Source organism: Paraburkholderia sp. GAS42 (assembly GCF_050436565.1).
Lineage (GTDB): Bacteria > Pseudomonadota > Gammaproteobacteria > Burkholderiales > Burkholderiaceae > Paraburkholderia.
Window position 1 is genome coordinate 140,490 of sequence record NZ_JBNDML010000010.1, and the last position, 17,831, is coordinate 158,320.

The 17,831-nt window shown below is 60.4% G+C and carries 18 protein-coding genes; 9 read left to right on the forward strand and 9 right to left on the reverse strand.

All coding sequences use genetic code 11. The features are described 5' to 3' along the window. Positions 1-22: 22 nt before the first annotated feature. The 4 genes from P3T16_RS16795 to P3T16_RS16810 all read right to left on the reverse strand — a co-directional run bounded on the left by P3T16_RS16795 (position 23) and on the right by P3T16_RS16810 (position 3,302). Positions 23-784 carry a hypothetical protein gene (locus P3T16_RS16795; protein WP_429343120.1) on the reverse strand — a complete coding sequence of 254 codons (762 nt, stop codon included), beginning with the start codon at positions 782-784 and terminating at the stop codon, positions 23-25. A gap of 584 nt (positions 785-1,368) precedes the next feature. Further along, positions 1,369-1,497 (reverse strand): MFS transporter small subunit, encoded by a 129-nt coding sequence (locus P3T16_RS16800; RefSeq protein WP_429258424.1) that lies wholly within the window; start codon positions 1,495-1,497, stop codon positions 1,369-1,371. Positions 1,498-1,507: 10 nt separating this feature from the next. Then, complete coding sequence (locus P3T16_RS16805; protein ID WP_429343121.1) at positions 1,508-2,905, reverse strand: L-lactate MFS transporter; 1,398 nt, start codon at positions 2,903-2,905, stop codon at positions 1,508-1,510. 79 nt (positions 2,906-2,984) lie between these two features. Then, on the reverse strand, positions 2,985-3,302 hold the full coding sequence (locus P3T16_RS16810; protein WP_429343122.1) for a hypothetical protein: 318 nt from the start codon (positions 3,300-3,302) through the stop codon (positions 2,985-2,987). Between P3T16_RS16810 and P3T16_RS16815 the strand changes: the two genes are divergently transcribed. From P3T16_RS16815 to P3T16_RS16840, 6 genes are all read left to right on the forward strand, one after another. Beyond that, complete coding sequence (locus P3T16_RS16815) at positions 3,301-4,806, forward strand: methyl-accepting chemotaxis protein (protein WP_429343123.1); 1,506 nt, start codon at positions 3,301-3,303, stop codon at positions 4,804-4,806. The genes P3T16_RS16810 and P3T16_RS16815 overlap by 2 nt on opposite strands. A gap of 199 nt (positions 4,807-5,005) precedes the next feature. Further along, a complete protein-coding gene (locus P3T16_RS16820; RefSeq protein ID WP_429258421.1) occupies positions 5,006-5,221 on the forward strand; it encodes a hypothetical protein in 216 nt (71 codons plus the stop codon). Next, positions 5,199-5,942, forward strand: coding sequence for a GntR family transcriptional regulator (locus tag P3T16_RS16825; RefSeq protein WP_429343124.1), 744 nt, complete (start codon positions 5,199-5,201; stop codon positions 5,940-5,942). Before P3T16_RS16820 ends, P3T16_RS16825 begins: the two co-directional genes overlap by 23 nt. Positions 5,943-6,403: 461 nt before the next feature. Then, positions 6,404-7,651, forward strand: coding sequence for a formyl-CoA transferase (gene frc, locus P3T16_RS16830; RefSeq protein WP_429343125.1), 1,248 nt, complete (start codon positions 6,404-6,406; stop codon positions 7,649-7,651). Between the two features lie 49 nt (positions 7,652-7,700). Continuing rightward, positions 7,701-8,519: a fumarylacetoacetate hydrolase family protein gene (locus P3T16_RS16835; protein ID WP_429343126.1), complete on the forward strand. Its 819-nt coding sequence runs from the start codon at positions 7,701-7,703 to the stop codon at positions 8,517-8,519. Between the two features lie 41 nt (positions 8,520-8,560). Continuing rightward, a complete protein-coding gene (locus P3T16_RS16840; protein ID WP_429343127.1) occupies positions 8,561-9,316 on the forward strand; it encodes an NAD(P)(+) transhydrogenase (Re/Si-specific) subunit beta in 756 nt (251 codons plus the stop codon). A 65-nt stretch (positions 9,317-9,381) separates the two neighbouring features. Here the strand turns inward: P3T16_RS16840 and P3T16_RS16845 are convergent, their stop codons facing one another. Beyond that, complete coding sequence (locus P3T16_RS16845; protein ID WP_429343190.1) at positions 9,382-9,690, reverse strand: hypothetical protein; 309 nt, start codon at positions 9,688-9,690, stop codon at positions 9,382-9,384. A 99-nt stretch (positions 9,691-9,789) separates the two neighbouring features. Beyond that, positions 9,790-10,737: a LysR family transcriptional regulator gene (locus P3T16_RS16850; protein ID WP_429343128.1), complete on the reverse strand. Its 948-nt coding sequence runs from the start codon at positions 10,735-10,737 to the stop codon at positions 9,790-9,792. Between the two features lie 357 nt (positions 10,738-11,094). Between P3T16_RS16850 and oxlT the strand changes: the two genes are divergently transcribed. The 3 genes from oxlT to P3T16_RS16865 are packed head-to-tail and all read left to right on the forward strand — an operon-like array spanning position 11,095 to position 14,954. Next, a complete protein-coding gene (gene oxlT / locus P3T16_RS16855; RefSeq protein WP_429343129.1) occupies positions 11,095-12,423 on the forward strand; it encodes an oxalate/formate MFS antiporter in 1,329 nt (442 codons plus the stop codon). Between the two features lie 18 nt (positions 12,424-12,441). Continuing rightward, on the forward strand, positions 12,442-13,437 hold the full coding sequence (locus tag P3T16_RS16860) for a LysR family transcriptional regulator (RefSeq protein ID WP_429343130.1): 996 nt from the start codon (positions 12,442-12,444) through the stop codon (positions 13,435-13,437). 59 nt (positions 13,438-13,496) lie between these two features. Next, positions 13,497-14,954 (forward strand): aldehyde dehydrogenase family protein, encoded by a 1,458-nt coding sequence (locus tag P3T16_RS16865; RefSeq protein WP_429343131.1) that lies wholly within the window; start codon positions 13,497-13,499, stop codon positions 14,952-14,954. Between the two features lie 104 nt (positions 14,955-15,058). Here the strand turns inward: P3T16_RS16865 and P3T16_RS16870 are convergent, their stop codons facing one another. The 3 genes from P3T16_RS16870 to P3T16_RS16880 form a co-directional block, all read right to left on the reverse strand. Beyond that, positions 15,059-16,036, reverse strand: a complete 978-nt coding sequence (locus tag P3T16_RS16870) for a 2-dehydropantoate 2-reductase (RefSeq protein WP_429258412.1) — start codon at positions 16,034-16,036, stop codon at positions 15,059-15,061. A 225-nt stretch (positions 16,037-16,261) separates the two neighbouring features. Next, positions 16,262-16,882, reverse strand: a complete 621-nt coding sequence (locus P3T16_RS16875; RefSeq protein WP_429343132.1) for a LysE family translocator — start codon at positions 16,880-16,882, stop codon at positions 16,262-16,264. A gap of 158 nt (positions 16,883-17,040) precedes the next feature. Beyond that, positions 17,041-17,589 carry a hypothetical protein gene (locus tag P3T16_RS16880; RefSeq protein WP_429343133.1) on the reverse strand — a complete coding sequence of 183 codons (549 nt, stop codon included), beginning with the start codon at positions 17,587-17,589 and terminating at the stop codon, positions 17,041-17,043. Between the last annotated feature and the right edge of the window lie 242 nt (positions 17,590-17,831).

Genomic DNA, 17,831 nt, shown 5'->3' on the forward strand with positions numbered 1-17,831 from the left:
GTGAGATACGGTGGCTCGGTGGCTATTTGCCGAAGGTCATGTTCAGGCCCGCGAAAATCGTGAATTGCGGAACCCCTGCGCCCGAGTGGGCGATTGAGTACTGCGGTTCGATAAACGCGTTGTAGATGGTCGAACCGCCTTTCCATGCCTTGCCGGCGCCGAGGCCGACCGGAATGTAATAGCTGCCGTGCTGAAGGTCGAAGGTCCACGTGCCGGTCGAACGGATATACCAGCCGCCGGGCAGGTTGAAGATGCCGAAGGGCTGCGCGGTAAGCGACTGCGTGGTCGGCCGGCTGCTCTGGCCGGCGAACGAGTGCTGCCACTGAACCAGCGCGCCAAGCAGCCGGGCTTTCGTCGCGCTCACGGCGACCGCGGCAAGACCGGCTTGCCATTTGCCCGTGCCGAGGCTCGGGTCGGTGGCGGTCGGCATGGTCAGCAGCGGCCCGACGCCGATCTGGGCGTCGCCCTGGCTCAGCAGGAAGATGTCGAACAGATTGATGTCGCCGAGGCCGGTGTTATAGCCGCCCGTCGGGTCAGGGCGGGTACTGATCGGCAGCGTGCCGCGGAAGATCTGCGGGACACCGATCAGACCTGGCGCGACCGGCACGGTAGGACGCAGCAGAAGATCGTTTGTGTGTGCACTCGTGCCGAAAACGCTCGGCGTGTAATAGTTCTGGACATTGAACGATGCAGCAAGATTGAGCGGGTTGTTACTCTTGTTGGCGTCTTCCGCGGTCTGAGCTTGCGCGCCCTGAGCGGAAAATAATATTGAAAGTAACGCCACCCGGATAAATCGTTGAGCAAGGTTCATATATTCAATAAAAAAGACAACTGCGTTGGGCGTGTGTATCCCTTTGCTTTCGCAAACCGGAATACGCATTAAGCATATTGACTGGACTGATTAGTGGCCGGACAAGATCCATTCCGCCGAGGGCGCGGCAGAATAAACTTCCAGCAACAGTAACAAGAGATCGCAGGCCGGTCTGGACATAACCGGCATACCCGCTATGAGGGTGTAGGTAGAACCGTTCTCACGCACATACAGAGAGCCTCCTTAAAGGATAGACAGCACTTGATGCGGCGAATAAAAATGGATTCGTATGTCCCGACGGTTTGCAAATACTAACAAACGTTCCAAAGCGTTACACGAATAATTTGTAACACTATCGAAAGCTTAAATGATCTCGGTGATTATTTCGAAATCGGTGTGTTGCGTCAAGGTGAAGGTCAGGCGAGGTTGATTTTTGGCAGTCGAACTGCAAATGCCAGAATATTTAAGACTTTTCGTGCAGAACTGCGGGGATAGATTCGAAATAAAAAAGCCAGGCATCACGCCTGGCTTTTCGGTAAGAAAACTTCAAAGGGTGCCTAACTGAACAGCTTCATGGCCTGGATCAGCGTATTCACGACGCCCCACGTGAGGGGAATCAGGACGTAGGCCCAGAAGATGACCAGTTGGCCCTTGCTGGTCGGATGCGTGGCGTTCGATTGGGTCATGTCAGTCTCCTTACTGGCTGGCGAGCTGCGCTTCGCTCATGTGATGTTTGTCGTCGACGCGCTTGACGAGCAGGTTGCAGACGAAGCCCACCACCAGCAGCACGGTCATGATGTGCACGGTCATCGTGTACGCGTCGGCCCTGGCCACGCCATGCGCCACTTCATATGCGCGGATGTAGTTGACCAGCACCGGGCCAGCTACGCCCGCAGCGGCCCACGCCGTCAGCAGACGCCCGTGAATGCCGCCGACGAATACGGTGCCGAACATGTCCGCGAGATACGCGGGGACGGTCGCGAAGCCGCCGCCGTACATCGACAGGATCAGGCAATAAGCAAGCACGAAGAGCGCGATGTTGCCCGACGCGGCGAAACCAGGCACCGCGTAGTACAGCACGGCGCCGAGCGCGAAGAAGATGAAATACGTAGCCTTGCGACCGATAAAGTCCGAGGTCGACGCCCACACGAAGCGGCCACCCATGTTGAAGAGCGACAGCAGCCCGACGAAGCCCGCCGCGGCTGCAGCCGTGACCGTTTCCTTGAAGCTCTCCTGGATCATCACCGATGCCTGGCCAAGAATACCGATGCCCGCCGTCACGTTCAGGAACAGCACGAGCCAGATCAGATAGAACTGTGGCGTCTTCAACGCCTGGTCGATGTGCACGTGATTGCGCGTGATCATCTTGTGCGACGTTTCAGGCGGCGTCCAGCCAGCCGGCTTCCAGTCCTTTGCCGGAACGCGGATCGCGAATGCACCGATCGTCATCGAGATGAAGTACGCGATGCCGAGCACGACAAACGTCGCGGCGACGCCGTTGCTCGTTGCGCTCTTGAAGTGGTTCATCAGCGCGACCGACAGCGGCGCAGCGATCATTGCGCCACCACCGAAGCCCATGATCGCCATGCCGGTTGCCATGCCGCGACGGTCCGGGAACCAGCGGATCAGCGTCGACACCGGCGACACATAGCCGAGCCCGAGTCCGATGCCGCCGATCACGCCGTAGCCGAGATAGAGCAGTGCGATCTGATGCAGCCATACGCCCGCTGCCGACACGATGAAACCGCCGCCAAAGCAGCACGCCGCAGTGAACATCGTGCGACGCGGACCGACATGTTCGAGCCACTTGCCTGCAAACGCGGCAGAGAGGCCGAGGAACACAATGGCGAGCGAGAAGATCCAGCCGAGTGTCGTGAGCGACCAGTCGTCCGGGGCGGACTGTGTGATGCCGATGACTTTCGTGAGCGGACCGTTGAACACCGAAAACGCGTAGGCCTGGCCAATGCAAAGGTGGACGGCGAGTGCAGCGGGCGGAACCATCCAGCGTGAGAAGCCCGCGCGTGCGACGGTAGCCTGTTTGGAAAAGAAGCCGGACGAGTCCGGACTGCCCGAGTGGTCGGTCGTGCTGCTCATGGTCGGTCTCTCTAAAGGGTAATTGATTGTTATCGGCTCTTTTTCGCTGGTTCTTTAGCGGGGCCTCGAAGTTGCGCGCTCAACGATATGAGGTGTGGCTCGCGTTGGCAATATGAGACGGGAATGCATAACTGGTTTGCCCGTAGATGTTCGCTGCTCGACTAAAGCCTTGCTGGCAGTGGGCTGCGCGCTGATTTTTCGACCCACATAGTGTGTTTTGCGCCTTATTTTCGGGGGTGAATTCAGATACCAGGACGGTTAGGGTTTCCGAGCATGCAGTTTGTCGGGCGCGTGTCGCTAGCAAGGCGTGCAAGACCAATCCTGCGAGGAAGCGCATGTTCAGAAAACTGTCTATCCGGGCGACATTGACCGCCGTTATCGGCGTGTTGTCACTCATGTCAATTGCGATCGGCGCGATGGGCATTGCGGGGACGCGCATGAGCAACGTTGCGCTACAAAAAATGTATAGCGATGACACGGGAGCGCTGGTCGCCCTGCACCAGAGTTCGGAAGAATTGCTGCGCGCGCGTCTGTTGATGAACAGCTATTACGCGCTCTATGGTCTTGGTGAGCCGGATCCGGCACTGCTCGTAGAGTCGCATCGTGCCGTGACGGTCGCCGATGCTGCCTTCAAACGTTTCGATGGCATCGCAAAGGAAGACGCCGATCTGCGTGCTGACGTGGAGCGTCTCGGCGGCACGCGTGCGAAGCTCGTTTCGCAGGCGTTGTTGCCCGCTTTCAAGGCACTCGATACCAACGACTTCATCAGTTTCAAGACACTTCAGGGCAAGGAAACCGAAGCGGTCGCCGGTGAATATGCGCGCGCGGTCGCCGCGCTCGAAGCGCGTCTGATGCAGCGCCAGGAAGGGCGTTTCCTGCAGGCGCAAAGCCGCTTCGCGCTGACCGTGGAAGTGCTGGTGGGCGTCACGGTGCTGCTGCTGGCCGTGAGCATCGCTGGCCGCATGACGTTGATGCGCGCGATCATCCGTCCGGTCGAACACGCGATCGCGCAGTTTCGTCTGATCGCGGGCGGCGATCTGTCGGGCGAAATCCAAAGCGAGCGCAGCAATGAAATGGGCGCGCTGCTGGGCGCGCTCAGACAGATGCAGGATGGTTTGCGCCGCACGGTGGTCACGGTGCGTAGCAGCACCGACGTGATTCACACGGGCGCGCAGGAAATCGCTCATGGCAACACGGATCTGTCTTCACGCACGGAGCAGCAGGCCGCCGCGCTAGAGAAGGCCGCCGTCGGCATGGAACAGTTGACGATCACCGTCCGCCAGAACGCCGACAACGCGAAGCAGGCTAACCAGCTCGCGCAGCAGGCATCGGAAACGGCGGTCGCGGGCGGCGGGGCAGTGCACGAAGCGGTAAGCACGATGCGCGACATTTCGCGCGATTCCCAGCGGATTGCTGAAATCATCGGCGTGATCGACGGCATCGCGTTCCAGACGAATATCCTCGCGCTCAATGCAGCCGTCGAATCCGCGCGAGCGGGCGAGCAGGGACGGGGTTTCGCCGTCGTGGCCGCCGAAGTGCGCAGCCTCGCGCAGCGCACGGCCGCAGCGGCGAAGGAAATCGCGTCGCTGATCGGCAGTTCGGTGCAGCGGATCCGGTCCGGCGAAGCGCTCGTCGAACGCGCCGGCGTGACGATGAGCGATGTCGTGGCTTCGGTGCAGCGCGTGACGCACATCATGTCGGAGATATCGAACGCAGCTGAGCAGCAGCATCACGGCCTCGAACAGATCAACGTCACCGTCACGCAGATGGATCAGTCGACGCAGCAGAACGCGGCGCTCGTCGAGCAGGCGGCCGCGGCCGCGGAATCGCTGAGGTCGCAGTCGAAACTGCTGAAGGAGGCGGTCGCTGTATTCCGGCTCGAAGCCAGCGCGGCTGCATGATGTCGAGCGCGTCTGCGCGCGCCCGCTTCGGCGTGCGCCGCGCAGGAGGCGCGAAGCCGTTGCGCACTATCCCGCCCGTGCTACCGTGTGCGGTGATGTCTGGAAGCAACAGTTTTGTGATATATCACATACCAAATATTGATTTTTGCGGCGATGCAGCATATGATTGAGTCATTCACTCAATCATTCGGAGCTTCAAATGGATTTTGTTTCTCTATCGCTGCTTGCCATCGGTATGGTTGGTCTGGGTTCCGCTGCCACGGTTTTACTGACAAAATGGATTCCGCAGCCGGTTGCCGAACTGGCCGCGTTGCATGGCCGTTACGTCGGCCTCGGTGAAACGGCCCCCGCCGCTACGCCGCATCGTGCGCGTGTTCAACAAGAGGCGATGAATGTCGTCAGAACTTCAAACTGAAGCAGTGGCTACACCCGCGGTTGCACATCCGGTCGCATCGTTGACGCTGTCACTCCAGCCCATCAATGCGACCGCCAGCCTGCGCGATCAGGCCTACGCAATGCTGCGTCAGGCGATTGCTGACGCGGACATCTACCAGTCGCGCGAGGAAATCCGCCTCGACGAACGCGTGCTGAGCGAAACGCTCGGCGTGAGCCGCACACCGGTTCGCGAAGCGATGACGTTGCTGGAGCAGGAAGGCTTTTTGCGCATGGTGCCGCGGCGTGGCATCTATATCGTGCGCAAGAGCAAGCGTGAAATTGTCGAGATGATCCAGATGTGGGCGGCGCTCGAAAGCATGGCCGCGCGCCTCGCCACGCAGAACGCGACCGACGCGGAAATCGCCCGGCTGCGGCACATGTTCGACAATTTCCGCGACGCCACGCCGGCCGAGCACATCGCTGAATACTCGGACGCAAATATTGCGTTCCACCAGGCGATTGTCGAGCTGTCGAAGTCGCAGATCATCCTCGATACGATCAAGAACATCTTTATCCACGTGCGCGCGATCCGTCGTATGACGATTTCGCAGAGTGACCGTGCGGCACGTTCGATCGTCGACCATCTGCGCATCATCGAGGCACTTGAGAAACGCGATACCGAACTGGCCGAGCGTCTCACGCGCCAGCATTCGCTCGATCTCGCTGCATTCGTCGAAGCGAACTGCGATTTTCTCGACTGACCGGTTTCATTGACGGTGAGTGAAAGACAACAGGGCCAGCGGCGGCTTCACCGCTGGCCGTGTTGTCTTTGTGCGTTCCTGTCGATGTGTCCGTGTCCGCGTCGACCTTCCTTCCTGACCTGGCCCGTTCCGCGTCTCTCCGACCGAAAAGCCGGGAAAGCTCCCCTTGACGCGTCATGAAATCCGGTATGTGATATATCACAACGGATCGTGAATGAATGCAGCTCGGTATTTTCCCTCAGTCGCATCGCGGTTCTGCGGTGCGATTCGAGTCTGAAACCCGCGCCACAAGCCGCTGAAGCGGATATCCGGCCACAAAAACAGCATCGAAATTACGCTTGAATGAATGTGATATATCACATACCGTGTCGGTCAAGGCAGGTCGATCTCACGAAAGACGCAGTGACGCACGACGAACCGGTGTGCACGTAAAACGCAGACATCATTGAAGGAGACATGACATGGGCAAAGCGCTCGACGGCGTGCGGATTCTCGACTTCACACATGTGCAATCGGGTCCGACGTGCACGCAGTTGCTGGCATGGTTCGGCGCCGATGTGATCAAGGTAGAGCGGGCGGGTGCAGGCGACATCACGCGCGAGCAGCTGCGCGATATTCCAGACGTCGACAGCCTGTACTTCACGATGCTCAATCACAACAAGCGCTCGGTCACGATCGACACGAAGAACCCCGAAGGCAAGCTGGTTCTCGAAGCGCTGATCCAGAAATGCGACGTACTGGTCGAAAATTTCGCGCCGGGCGCGCTCGACCGCATGGGCTTCACCTGGGAGCGCATCCAGGAACTCAATCCGAAGATGATCGTCGCCTCCGTCAAGGGCTTCGGCCCGGGACCCTACGAGGACTGCAAGGTCTACGAGAACGTCGCGCAATGCGCGGGCGGCGCGGCCTCGACAACGGGCTTCGACGATGGCCCGCCGGTGGTCAGCGGCGCGCAGATCGGCGATAGCGGCACCGGGCTGCATCTCGCGCTGGGCATCGTCACGGCGCTCTTTCAGCGGGTGTCGACGGGCCGCGGTCAACGGGTGCTCGCCGCCATGCAGGACGGCGTATTGAACCTGTGCCGCGTGAAACTGCGCGACCAGCAGCGCCTCGAGCGCACCGGCGTCATGAAGGAGTATCCGCAGTACCCGAACGGCACGTTCGGCGAAGCGGTGCCGCGCGCCGGCAATGCGTCAGGTGGAGGCCAGCCAGGCTGGATCCTGAAGTGCAAGGGCTGGGAAGCCGACCCCAACGCATACATCTACTTCATCACGCAGGCGCCCGTGTGGGCGAAGATCTGCAACGTGATCGGCAAGGAAGAATGGGCCACCGATCCCGAATACGCGACACCCGCCGCGCGTCTGCCGCGTCTGAAGGAAATCTTCGCTGAAATCGAGCGCTGGACGATGACGAAGACCAAGTTCGAGGCGATGGAAATCCTCAACAAGTACGACATCCCTTGCGGCCCGATCCTCTCGATGAAGGAAATCGCCGAGGAGCCGTCGCTGCGCAAGACGGGCACGATCGTTGAAGTCGATCATCCGTTGCGCGGCAAGTATCTGACGGTCGGAAATCCGATCAAGCTGTCGGACAGTCCCACTGAAGTGACGCGCTCGCCGTTGCTCGGTGAACACACCGAAGAGGTGATGGCCGAACTCGGCTATTCGCTGGAGCAGATCAGCGCGTTGCGCGTGGCCGGCGCCATCTGACGCTTTTCGTTCACACGAGAAGATTGCACTCACTCACGAGGAACTGACCGTGGAAACCTGGATGCGCTTCAAGTCGAACGACGGCAACATCGTCTTCGGTCGTGTTGAAAACGGCTACCTGCACGAGTACGCGGGCCTTCATCATCCGGTGCCCACAGGCGCCGTGCTATCGACGCGCGCACTCACGCAGATCGCGCCCTGTGCGCCTGGCAAGGTCGTCGCGCTATGGAACAACTTCCACGCGCTGGCTGCAAAGCTCGAAAAGCCGGTACCGTCGCATCCGCTTTTTCTGATCAAGCCGGCAGAATCGGTGATCGGATCAGGCGATCCGATCCAGCGGCCAGTCAGTTACAGCGGCAAGATCGCGTACGAAGGTGAACTCGGTATCGTAATCGGCAGGCGCTGTCGTGCAGCGAGCGTCGAAGAAGCCGCCGAATCGATCTTCGGTTACACGATCATCAACGACGTGACGGCCGCGGAGCTGCTCAACGAGAATCCGCACTTTCCGCAATGGTGCCGGGCGAAAGGCTTCGATACGTTCTGTTGTGTCGGTCCTGCGATTGTGTCGGGTCTCGACTGGCACGCGTGCCATGTCGTGACGACCGTCGATGGGGTGGAGCGGCAGAACTATCCGCTGTCGGACATGGTGTTCTCGCCGGCGGAACAGGTCAGCATGATTTCGCATGACCTGACGCTGGAACCGGGCGACGTGATCGCCTGCGGAACGTCGTTGGGCGTCGGGTCAATCAAGGACGGTGCGACCGTGTCGATTTCGATCGAGGGCATTGGCACGTTGAGCAATACGCTCGCGCTTGCAGGCGCGAGCACAATACAGGCCGCTATCACGGCCGCGAGTATTTCCGTCTGATCTGGGCGACGCCGTACAACGGCGTCGGGGAAGGAGGAGACATGCCGGAAGCACTGGGCAATGCCGTCTATGCAGTTCTCGGCATCCTGTTGACTGTTGTGGGCGCAACTTTTTGTGCGCGGACGGTTCGCCGTCGCGATCTGCTGCATCGGCCGGGTTTCCTGACGTTGCTGGGCAGCGGTGTCGGGCTGATGGTGATCGGCGCGGGCTTCGCGCGATATCTGCTTTCGGCGATGCCCGTCGGGATCGAGCGGGTCGAATCATGCGTCGCGGTATTCATCGGCGGCCTTGTGTTTGCGGGCTCCGTGATCGCCTTCTTCAAGTTGCGCGGCCTGCTGGTGGATCGCAACGCCGCGTTTCCCGGCTACAAGATTGTCAACGTCGTCGCGCTGCTGCTATGCGCATGGCTCGGCTACGCGTTCGTCACCGAAGACACTCATAACTTCGACGTGGCCGCGCTGCTCGCGATGAGTCTGCTGGCCGCTGCGCTTGGCGCACACATGATGACCGCCGCCGACGACGAGCCGCACGCGCACGCATTCGCGACGCCAGGTGCGCGCGTTCATGCGCGCTGCGGCGTCATTCACCGGCGCGGCATCCTGGAGCGCATCGAATTGCGCGGCGATCCTTCGCACATCGTAGCGGGCGACGATTTCTCGACGCCGTGCTGGTCGCTGCGCGACGATTGCGATGTGCAGCGCTCGGGTGCATACCGGCGCGGCGTCGAGTGGCGCTATCGTGGAAGGCAGCGTTATCGCGCAATGCGTCACCCGGTGGGAACGCCGGTCGAAAAGTGACCGGCAGGGAAAGGTTGCACGCGCAATCATTCAAGCGCGTGCAGGAAGGCATGTGCTGGTACGTATCAAGCGCTTCGTTGCGGCGTGAAAGCATCGAAGTTCTGGCGCTTTTTCTGCAGGATCAGGTGGGCCAGAAAGTCGGCGTCGTATGCCTTGTGCAGATGGGCGTGAAACCGCTCGATGTACGCGGTAATGCGAGCGAGTTCACTGCTGAACTCATTGAGCGCATCGAGCGTGTCGCGGTCCCAGCGGAACCGCAGCCCGAGGTCGCTGAATGCTGCGTTCCAGGCGCTCAGGTGCGCATCGTCAGGACTGTCCGCAATGGTGCGGGCAGCACGCGTGGTGGAATGAGACAGAACCGAAGCGTGATTGATCATCATCGTGCTCCCAGGCGGTCGAGTGAAATGGCTCGACTCAAGCATAGGCATGAGCACCGATCGGCAATAGTTAAAGTTTTATTGGAAAACCATACGCTATCGCGTATACACGCTCGATTCCTTGAGCTTCGTGATCTGCTCGATCAGGTTCGCGCCTTCTTCCATCAGAAAGCGCTTGAACGCTTCGGCAACGGGCGGCAGGCGTTTGTTCTTCCGGTGCACCACGTACCAGTTGAGCATCACGGGAAAGCCCTCGACGTCGAGCACCACCAGATTGCCGACCTGCAGTTCGAGACTGATGGTGTGGGCGGACAGAAACGCGATGCCCATGCCCGCGATGACCGCCTGCTTGATGGTCTCGGTGCTCTTGATCTCCATCGCAATCTTGAGATTCGTCAGACGGCCGGCGAAGCCTTCTTCCATCGAATTCCACGTATCCGAGCCGCGCTCGCGCACGATGAACGCCTCGCTGGCCAGCTGGTTCAGCTTGATGTTGCGTTTTTTCGCGAGCGGATGATTGGGCGCGGCCACGATCACATACGGATGCGGCGCGAACGGCTCGTTGATCGAATCCATTTCGTGCGGCGGACGCACCATGACCGCGAGATCGGTCTGATTGGTCGACAACTGATGCAGCAATTCTTCACGGTTATGCACGGCAAGATTCAGCGCGACGCCCGAATAGCGCCGCGTGAATTCGGCAAGCAGGCGGGGAAAGAAATAGTCGCCGGCGCTGATCACCGCCACGTTGAGCGTGCCGCCCGACACACCCTTGAGCCGGCCCATCGCTTCGTCGACCTCATGAAACTGCTGGATGATCGCGCGGCTGTAGTGAAGCATCTCGGTGCCTGCCGGCGTCAGATAGATCTTCTTGCCGAGCTGCTCAAAGAGCGGCAGGCCCGCGTGTTCTTCAAGCTGGCGCACCTGGGTGGAAACGGCGGGCTGCGTGAGATGCAATTCCTCCGCGGCGCGCGAAAAGCTGAGGTGCCTGGCAACGGTCTCGAAGACCTTCAACTGGCGAAGTGTTGCGTTTCTCATCGTCATGGCCGATGTATAAGCAAAGGTGAATCTACATAATAACAAACTTTAATTATTAGTTATTGAGCAATGACCCTAGCATGGGTTCTGTAAGACGGCGATTTTCCATGCAGGCGCACCGGGTTAACGTGTAGGGGTCTGGAGCATACGTAGCAAGGCGCAGCCGGGTTAAGTCGGATTAAAGAAAGACCGTCCTGCCAGTTTGATGATTTTTGCATTGCTTTTTATATGGAATTTAATTATGGCAATGCAGGTGCTGAATACTCCCGAAAGACATTAATTTCGGGTCGTAACTATAAGGTGAAATGCATACAGTATGGCGATCAGGCCTGCTGCACTGAATAGATAGCGGAGACAAGGCAAATGGACGACCTCACCCAGCAACCGCCGGCCCCTTCTTTTATAGGGAACCGGTGGACTCAACTCGTCATTGGCATGGTGTGCATGGCACTCGTGGCGAACCTGCAATATGCGTGGACACTCTTCGTCGCGCCGATGAACGCGCGGCATCACTGGGGCGAAGCCTCGATTCAACTCGCTTTCACCATCTTCATCCTGACGGAGACATGGCTTGTACCTGTGGAAGGGTGGCTCGTCGACAAGTTCGGTCCACGCCCTGTGGTGGCCGTCGGCGCGGTGTGCGCAGGCGTCGCGTGGGTCATCAACTCGTATGCGACCGTTTTGCCGCAACTCTACGTGGCGGCGGTCATCGCGGGGATCGGCGCGGGCGGTGTGTACGGTACGTGTGTGGGGAATGCGCTGAAGTGGTTTCCCGACCGGCGCGGGCTTGCTGCCGGTCTGACAGCGGCAGGCTTCGGCGCGGGCGCTGCCGTTACCGTCATCCCGATCGCGAACATGATCACGCGCAAGGGCTACGAGGACACGTTCTTTTTCTTCGGCATCTTCCAGGGCGTCTGCATTCTCATGCTGGCGTTGCTGCTCAAGAAACCGAAGCCGCGTGCAGCCGCTGCGCCGAGAAAGAACTTCACAGTATCGAAAATCGATTACACGCCGGGCCAGATGATCAAGACGCCGGTTTTCTGGATCATTTACGCATCGTTCGTCGCTGTAGCTGCTGGCGGTTTGATGGCAACCGCGCAGATTGGTCCGATCGCAAAAGACTGGGGCCTCGCCAAACTTCCGATGACGTTCTTCGGCATGACGCTGCCGCTCCTCACCGCAACGCTGTCGATCGACAACATCTGCAACGGCTTCACGCGTCCTTTTTGCGGGTTCATTTCCGACAAGATCGGCCGTGAAAACACGATGTTTTTTATCTTTATCGGTGAAGGGCTGGCGCTGCTCGGGCTGATGCAATATGGCACGAATCCGTATGCGTTCATGACGTTCGCCGCGCTGATCTTCCTCTTTTGGGGGGAAATCTTTTCGATCTTCCCGGCGATCTGCGCCGATACCTTCGGCAGCAAATATGCGGCCGCCAACGCGGGCACGCTGTACACGGCGAAGGGAACGGCTTCGCTGATCGTGCCGATCGCTTCGGTGCTGTCGGCGACGGGCGGATGGAACCTGGTGTTCATCGTCGCGGCGGTCATCACGATTGCGGCGGGTATCTCGGCAAAGTTCATCCTCGCGCCGATGCGCGCCCGCTGGGTGGATGCGAGCGACAATCCGGTCGTGCACACCAAAAGTGCCTCGCGTCTGAGCCACTGGCCGGAGCAGACGGGTGAATAACGCACGGCCCCTCGCGCCATGAACATCTCGCTGCATCAATTGAAGGTGTTTGTCGCCGTTGCGCGCCAGCGGAGCTTTACTCGCGCGGCGCGCGAGTTCGATTTGACGCAGTCGGCGGTCAGCCGCTGCGTGCGCGAACTCGAAGACGCGATCCAGCTCAGACTCTTTGACCGCACGACGCGTCAGGTCGAGCTGACGACGGCCGGCGCGAGTCTCGAACGCCGTATCGGCCGTTTACTCGACGAAATCGACATCACATTGCGCGAGGGTCGCGCCGCGCACGAGAGCCACACCGGGGTCGTTGTGATCGCAAGCAATCCGGTGTTGTCGTCGAGCTGGCTGCCGGGTGGTCTCGCGCGCTGCGCGGCGGTTTTCCCCGATCTGATCATCTCCGTCAAGGACGTGCCGCAGGCGGCCGTGCTCGCGAGCGTCGAACATGGCGAGGTCGATTTCGGCGTCGTCTCCGATTTCGATCCTGCCGCGTGCACCGGCATGCATGCGCAGGTGCTGTTTTCCACGCCGCTCTGCGCGGTGTTGCCCGAAGCCCATCCGCTTGCACACCGTCCGACGCTTTTGTGGGCCGCGCTCGATGACGTACCGCTCGTCACGCTGAATGCGGATGCCGGCAGCCGCGCGAGCGTGGATCGCGCGCTCGGTGCGCTGCGCACGCGTGGGCGTCCGATTCAGGAACTGGGACACGTGGCTGCGGTATTGCGCATGATCGAACTGGGGCTCGGCGTCGGCATTCTGCCGGTCGATGCGCACTGGCCCGCCCATTCGGGTCGTACCGTGTCGCGCCCGTTACTCCCGGAAGTCGCGCTCACGACGATGCTCGTGCGTCGCAAGAACCGCTCACTCCGACCGAACGCAGAAGCCGTCTGGTCGCAGTTTTTCAAGGAAGCTCATCCCCAGGGTCACGCCAATGGTTCGGCGTGGCCCGGCATCGGCGCCCGCGCATCCGCGGTGACGCCGGGCATTGGCACGGCCTTAAGCACCCCTTTAAGGATGCCGTAGCCCGCGCGGTCCTGTGCTTCGGGACGCGCAATGAATGATCTTTTGCAAGGAGCACGACAATGGACACTCAAACAACAGCGGACCTCAAACGTCATGATCTGCTGATCAATGGCAAGCGCCTGCCGCCGGGTACGGGCGAATACTCGGTGGACCTGAACCCCGCCACCGAGGAACCGATCGCGCTGGTCGCGCAGGGCAGCGCGGCGGATGTCGATACGGCGGTCGTGGCAGCACGTGCTGCGCTCAAGGTATGGAACCGGCTGCGCGCGGCGGAACGCGGACGCATCCTCAACCGCTTCGCCGAATTGTTGCGCACGCATCAGGATGAAATCGTCGCACTCGAAAGTCTGGACGCGGGCAAGCCTGTTGCGTCGGTGTTGCGTCAGGACGTGCCCGCTGCCATCGATACGCTCACGTACTACGCGGGCTGGTGCGACAAGATCAACGGTCAGGTCGTGCCGGTGCGTCCCGACGCGCTCACATACACGCTTCGCGAGCCGGTCGGTGTGGTGGCCGCGATCGTGCCGTGGAATTTCCCGCTGATGATCGGCATGTGGAAGATTGCGCCTGCGCTTGCGTGCGGCTGCACGATGATCGTGAAGCCCGCTGAAATCACGCCACTTTCGGCGTTGCGCATCGGCGAACTCGCGCTCGAAGCGGGCGTGCCGCCCGGCGTGCTGAATATCGTGACGGGCAAGGGACGCGTGGTGGGCGACGCGCTCGTCGCGCATCCGGGCATCGACAAGGTGACGTTCACGGGTTCGCCCTCAGTGGGTCGTGGCATCCTGCAGGGCGCCGCGAGCAATTTCAAGCGTGTGACGCTCGAACTCGGTGGCAAGTCGGCGAATGTCATTTTCGACGACGCGAATATCGACAACGCCGTGCGCGCCGCTGCGTCAGGCATTTTCTTCAACACGGGGCAGGTGTGTTCGGCCGGCTCGCGCATTCTTGCGCATCGCAATGTGTATGACGAAGTCGTCGAACGGCTGGCGGCGCGTGCGAAATCGATCCGCGTCGGCGACCCGACTGAGCGCGAAACGACGATGGGCCCGCTCGTGTCGGCCACGCAGATGAAGACCGTGCTTGATTACGTCGACGTGGGCAAAAAAGAGGGCGCTTCGCTGGTAACGGGCGGCGCGCGGATCGGTGAGCGTGGCTTCTTCGTCGAGCCGACCGTGTTCGCGAACGTCGAACACGAAATGCGTATTTCGCAGGAGGAGATCTTCGGGCCGGTGGCAAGCGTGATTCGCTTCAACGACGAGGCCGACGCGATCCGCATTGCGAACGGCACGCTTTACAGCCTTGCCGCAGGCGTGTGGAGCAAGGACATCGGTCGCGTGCATCGTGTCGCGCATGAGCTGAGGGCGGGCACGGTGTGGATCAACACGTACGGCTATACCGATGTACGTCTGCCGTGGGGCGGTTCGGGCGATTCGGGCTTCGGTCGCGAGCACGGCGACGTCGCTATCGAGAACTTCACGGAACCGAAAAGCGTGTGGCTCTCGCTCGATCACTGAGCGTCACTGTTCGTTGATTCTCCGAGATCAAAAGCAAAGGGGCCCGGATGCGACGCATCCGGACCCCATCTTCACGCACGTGAAGTAACGGCCACGCTACCGACTCAATCGCCCTGCATTGCCATCTTTTCGCGTTGCTTGACGAGCGCGAGCACGATGTCGATGGTCGGCGTGGGTTCGTTGACGAGACGCCCCATCTCCTGCACGACGGTCAGCAGCGGGTCAATCTCCATCGGCCGCCGGTGCAGCAGATCGACCAGCATCGAGGTCTTGTGCGCGCCGACAGCACCTGCGCCATCAATCCGCTTCTCGACATCGACGCGGAAATGCACGCCGAACTGTTCCGCGATCTGCTTTCCCTCGATCATCATCGCGCGCGACAACGCGCGCGTGCCAGGATCGCTCGTGATGACATCGAGCGTCGCGTGCGTGAGCGCGCTGATCGGGTTGAAACACAGATTGCCCCACAGCTTGAGCCAGATTTCATCGCGGATGTTCTCGCGAATCGGCGCATCGAAGCCGGCGGCCTGCATCATCTCGTGAAACTGCTGGATACGCGGCGTACGTTCGCCGCTGGGCTCGCCGATCGGAAACTTCTTGCCGTACACATGCTTGATCACGCCCGGTTCAGCGATTTCCGCGGCAGGGTAGAGCACGCAGCCAATCGCGCGTTCAGGGCCCAGCCGTGACCACTGCGAACCGTCCGGGTCGACGCTATTCAGACGCGTGCCCGCGAACTTGCCGCCGTGTTGATAGAAGTACCAGTAAGGGATGCCGTTCGTGCCGGTGATGATGGCCGTGTGCTTGCCGAACAGCGGCTGCATCGATTCGACGACACCGGGCAATGAATGCGCTTTCAGCGTAATGATCACGTAGTCCTGCACGCCGAGTTCGCGCGGATCCGATGTGCAGCGGACTTTGGCGGAGATTTCCTCGCCATCCATCTGCAACCGCACGCCGTGCTCACGCATCGCCGCGAGATGCGGGCCACGCGCGACAAAACTCACATCGGCGCCTGCCCGCGCCAGTTGCACTCCCATCAGCCCGCCTATTGCTCCCGCTCCGAAGACACAGATCTTCATGGTTTGCCCCAGTGACGATTGAAAGCCGTCTGCCCGTTGCTGCAAATTCAGCGTGCCCGCGCGGGAAGTGCCGTTACATCAGCGATGCGCGATCACGCGGCCAGCTCAGGCGATGATTCGAGAATAAAAGGATGCATCGATTGATGATAGTTAAAGTTGCTGACCTGAAGCATTAGCAAAGACTTATGGTTTGTCGTTTTGGTGCGTCGTGTGCGGCCATCAGGGTCAGCTGTGGCGCACGAGCAGGAAGCTCAGGCCGATCGCACCCAGAAATGTGCCGCAGCAGCGGTTGAACCAGCGGCGCACATCGGCACGCGTGAGCCATCGCCCGAGCCACATGCCGGCCGCGGAATAGAGCGCAATCGCAATCCATTCGAGTACGAGAAAGCTCGCGCCGAGCACAGTGAACTGCGGCAGCACTGGCTGCGTGATGTCGACGAATTGCGGCAGGAAGGCCGTGAAAACCAGAATCGCCTTCGGATTGCCTGCGGCAACGAGGCATTCGTGTCGCGCGAGGCGCCAGAGCGATGCCTCTTCGTGTTTCGTGGACTCGAACGATGTCGCTTTGCTGCGCCACAACTGGATCGCAAGCCAGATGAGATAACCCGCGCCTGCCAGCTTGATGCCAAGGAATACCCATGCAGAAGCATGCAGTACGGCGGCAAGCCCGGTAGCGGTAAGCGCGAGCATGGCGGCAAACGAGACGAGCCGGCCGGTGCCTGCGATGACGGACGTCAAAAAGCCATGACGCGCTGCGACATTGATCGAGAGCAGGTTGTTCGGGCCTGGCGCCATATTCAGCGCGAAGCAGGCGGGCAGGAAGAACAGCCAGGCGGTGAGTGACATAAGCGGCTCGCTGAATGAACGCCGGTTGCTTTCGCGGGGGAAGCTGCAACCGGCCATAAGGCAGGTCTGGCCGATTGTACCGAACTGGCGACGCCGCGCCTGATCAATGCAGGATCAATGCAGGGTTAATGCCGGGTCAATGCCGGGTCAATGCCGGGTCAATGCAGAACGCGGACGAAATCCGGATCGACCAGCAGCGCGGACACATTGGCCGCGACAGTATCTTCGAGCGCGATCGTGTTGTTGGTGAACGTATGGAACTGCCGTCGCACCGTTTTCGTCGACGCGTAGAGTTCGCGCTTGGTGTCGGCCTCGATGAGGACGTAGTGCATCTTCAGCGTCCACCATGCGGGCGAGCGCGCGTCTTCCACTGAGAACGCTTCGATGCGCGCGCTCAGGATGCGCGCGGTGTCGGCGGTATCGACGCCGGCGCGCGTCAGCGTTCTGGCGACAGCATCGCGGACGCTGGCATCGACGTTCCTCTTGAGCGTGATACTGGACACTGCGGTGTTCTGGATGCGGTTCGGCGACAACTGGCCGGCCTGCGCGGGCAGATACGCGAATTCGGACGCGGGCGCGACGCTCAGTGAGCCCGTCGTGGGAGGAATCGTGTCGGTCTTGTGCCGATAGCTCGGGAAGAAGCAGCAGGCCGACAGCAGCATCACGCTGCTGAGCGCACCGCTGCGGGCGAAGAGGGAAAGGTTCACGTCGTTAAAGGCTCGCCGGTTCGATGGATGCAGACCTGGTGCGATGCGCCACGTTGCATACGGTTCTCAAAAGAGGTCGAAGTGTCGGCAAGATGATGTGATTGTGAAATGAGATGTGTCCGAAAAGGCAAGGGCGCTCGCATGAGAAAGGGTTTGTCCTGATCGGTTGATTTCGTCCCGTCCGGTGTCGATTCTAAACAATCGAAATAAACACATCGATCTTTGTGCGAAAGCGCATAGCG

Excerpts from the sequence above, each read along its gene's own strand:
- P3T16_RS16800 (WP_429258424.1), bottom strand. The coding sequence starts at position 1,497 with ATGACCCAATCGAACGCCACGCATCCGACCAGCAAGGGCCAACTGGTC.
- P3T16_RS16820 (WP_429258421.1), top strand. The coding sequence starts at position 5,006 with ATGGATTTTGTTTCTCTATCGCTGCTTGCCATCGGTATGGTTGGTCTG.
- P3T16_RS16850 (WP_429343128.1), bottom strand. The coding sequence starts at position 10,737 with ATGACGATGAGAAACGCAACACTTCGCCAGTTGAAGGTCTTCGAGACC.
- P3T16_RS16840 (WP_429343127.1), top strand. The coding sequence starts at position 8,561 with ATGCCGGAAGCACTGGGCAATGCCGTCTATGCAGTTCTCGGCATCCTG.
- P3T16_RS16860 (WP_429343130.1), top strand. The coding sequence starts at position 12,442 with ATGAACATCTCGCTGCATCAATTGAAGGTGTTTGTCGCCGTTGCGCGC.
- P3T16_RS16875 (WP_429343132.1), bottom strand. The coding sequence starts at position 16,882 with ATGTCACTCACCGCCTGGCTGTTCTTCCTGCCCGCCTGCTTCGCGCTG.
- P3T16_RS16865 (WP_429343131.1), top strand. The coding sequence starts at position 13,497 with ATGGACACTCAAACAACAGCGGACCTCAAACGTCATGATCTGCTGATC.
- P3T16_RS16810 (WP_429343122.1), bottom strand. The coding sequence starts at position 3,302 with ATGAGTGACAACACGCCGATAACGGCGGTCAATGTCGCCCGGATAGAC.
- P3T16_RS16815 (WP_429343123.1), top strand. The coding sequence starts at position 3,301 with ATGTCAATTGCGATCGGCGCGATGGGCATTGCGGGGACGCGCATGAGC.
- oxlT (WP_429343129.1), top strand. The coding sequence starts at position 11,095 with ATGGACGACCTCACCCAGCAACCGCCGGCCCCTTCTTTTATAGGGAAC.
- frc (WP_429343125.1), top strand. The coding sequence starts at position 6,404 with ATGGGCAAAGCGCTCGACGGCGTGCGGATTCTCGACTTCACACATGTG.
- P3T16_RS16825 (WP_429343124.1), top strand. The coding sequence starts at position 5,199 with ATGTCGTCAGAACTTCAAACTGAAGCAGTGGCTACACCCGCGGTTGCA.
- P3T16_RS16805 (WP_429343121.1), bottom strand. The coding sequence starts at position 2,905 with ATGAGCAGCACGACCGACCACTCGGGCAGTCCGGACTCGTCCGGCTTC.
- P3T16_RS16870 (WP_429258412.1), bottom strand. The coding sequence starts at position 16,036 with ATGAAGATCTGTGTCTTCGGAGCGGGAGCAATAGGCGGGCTGATGGGA.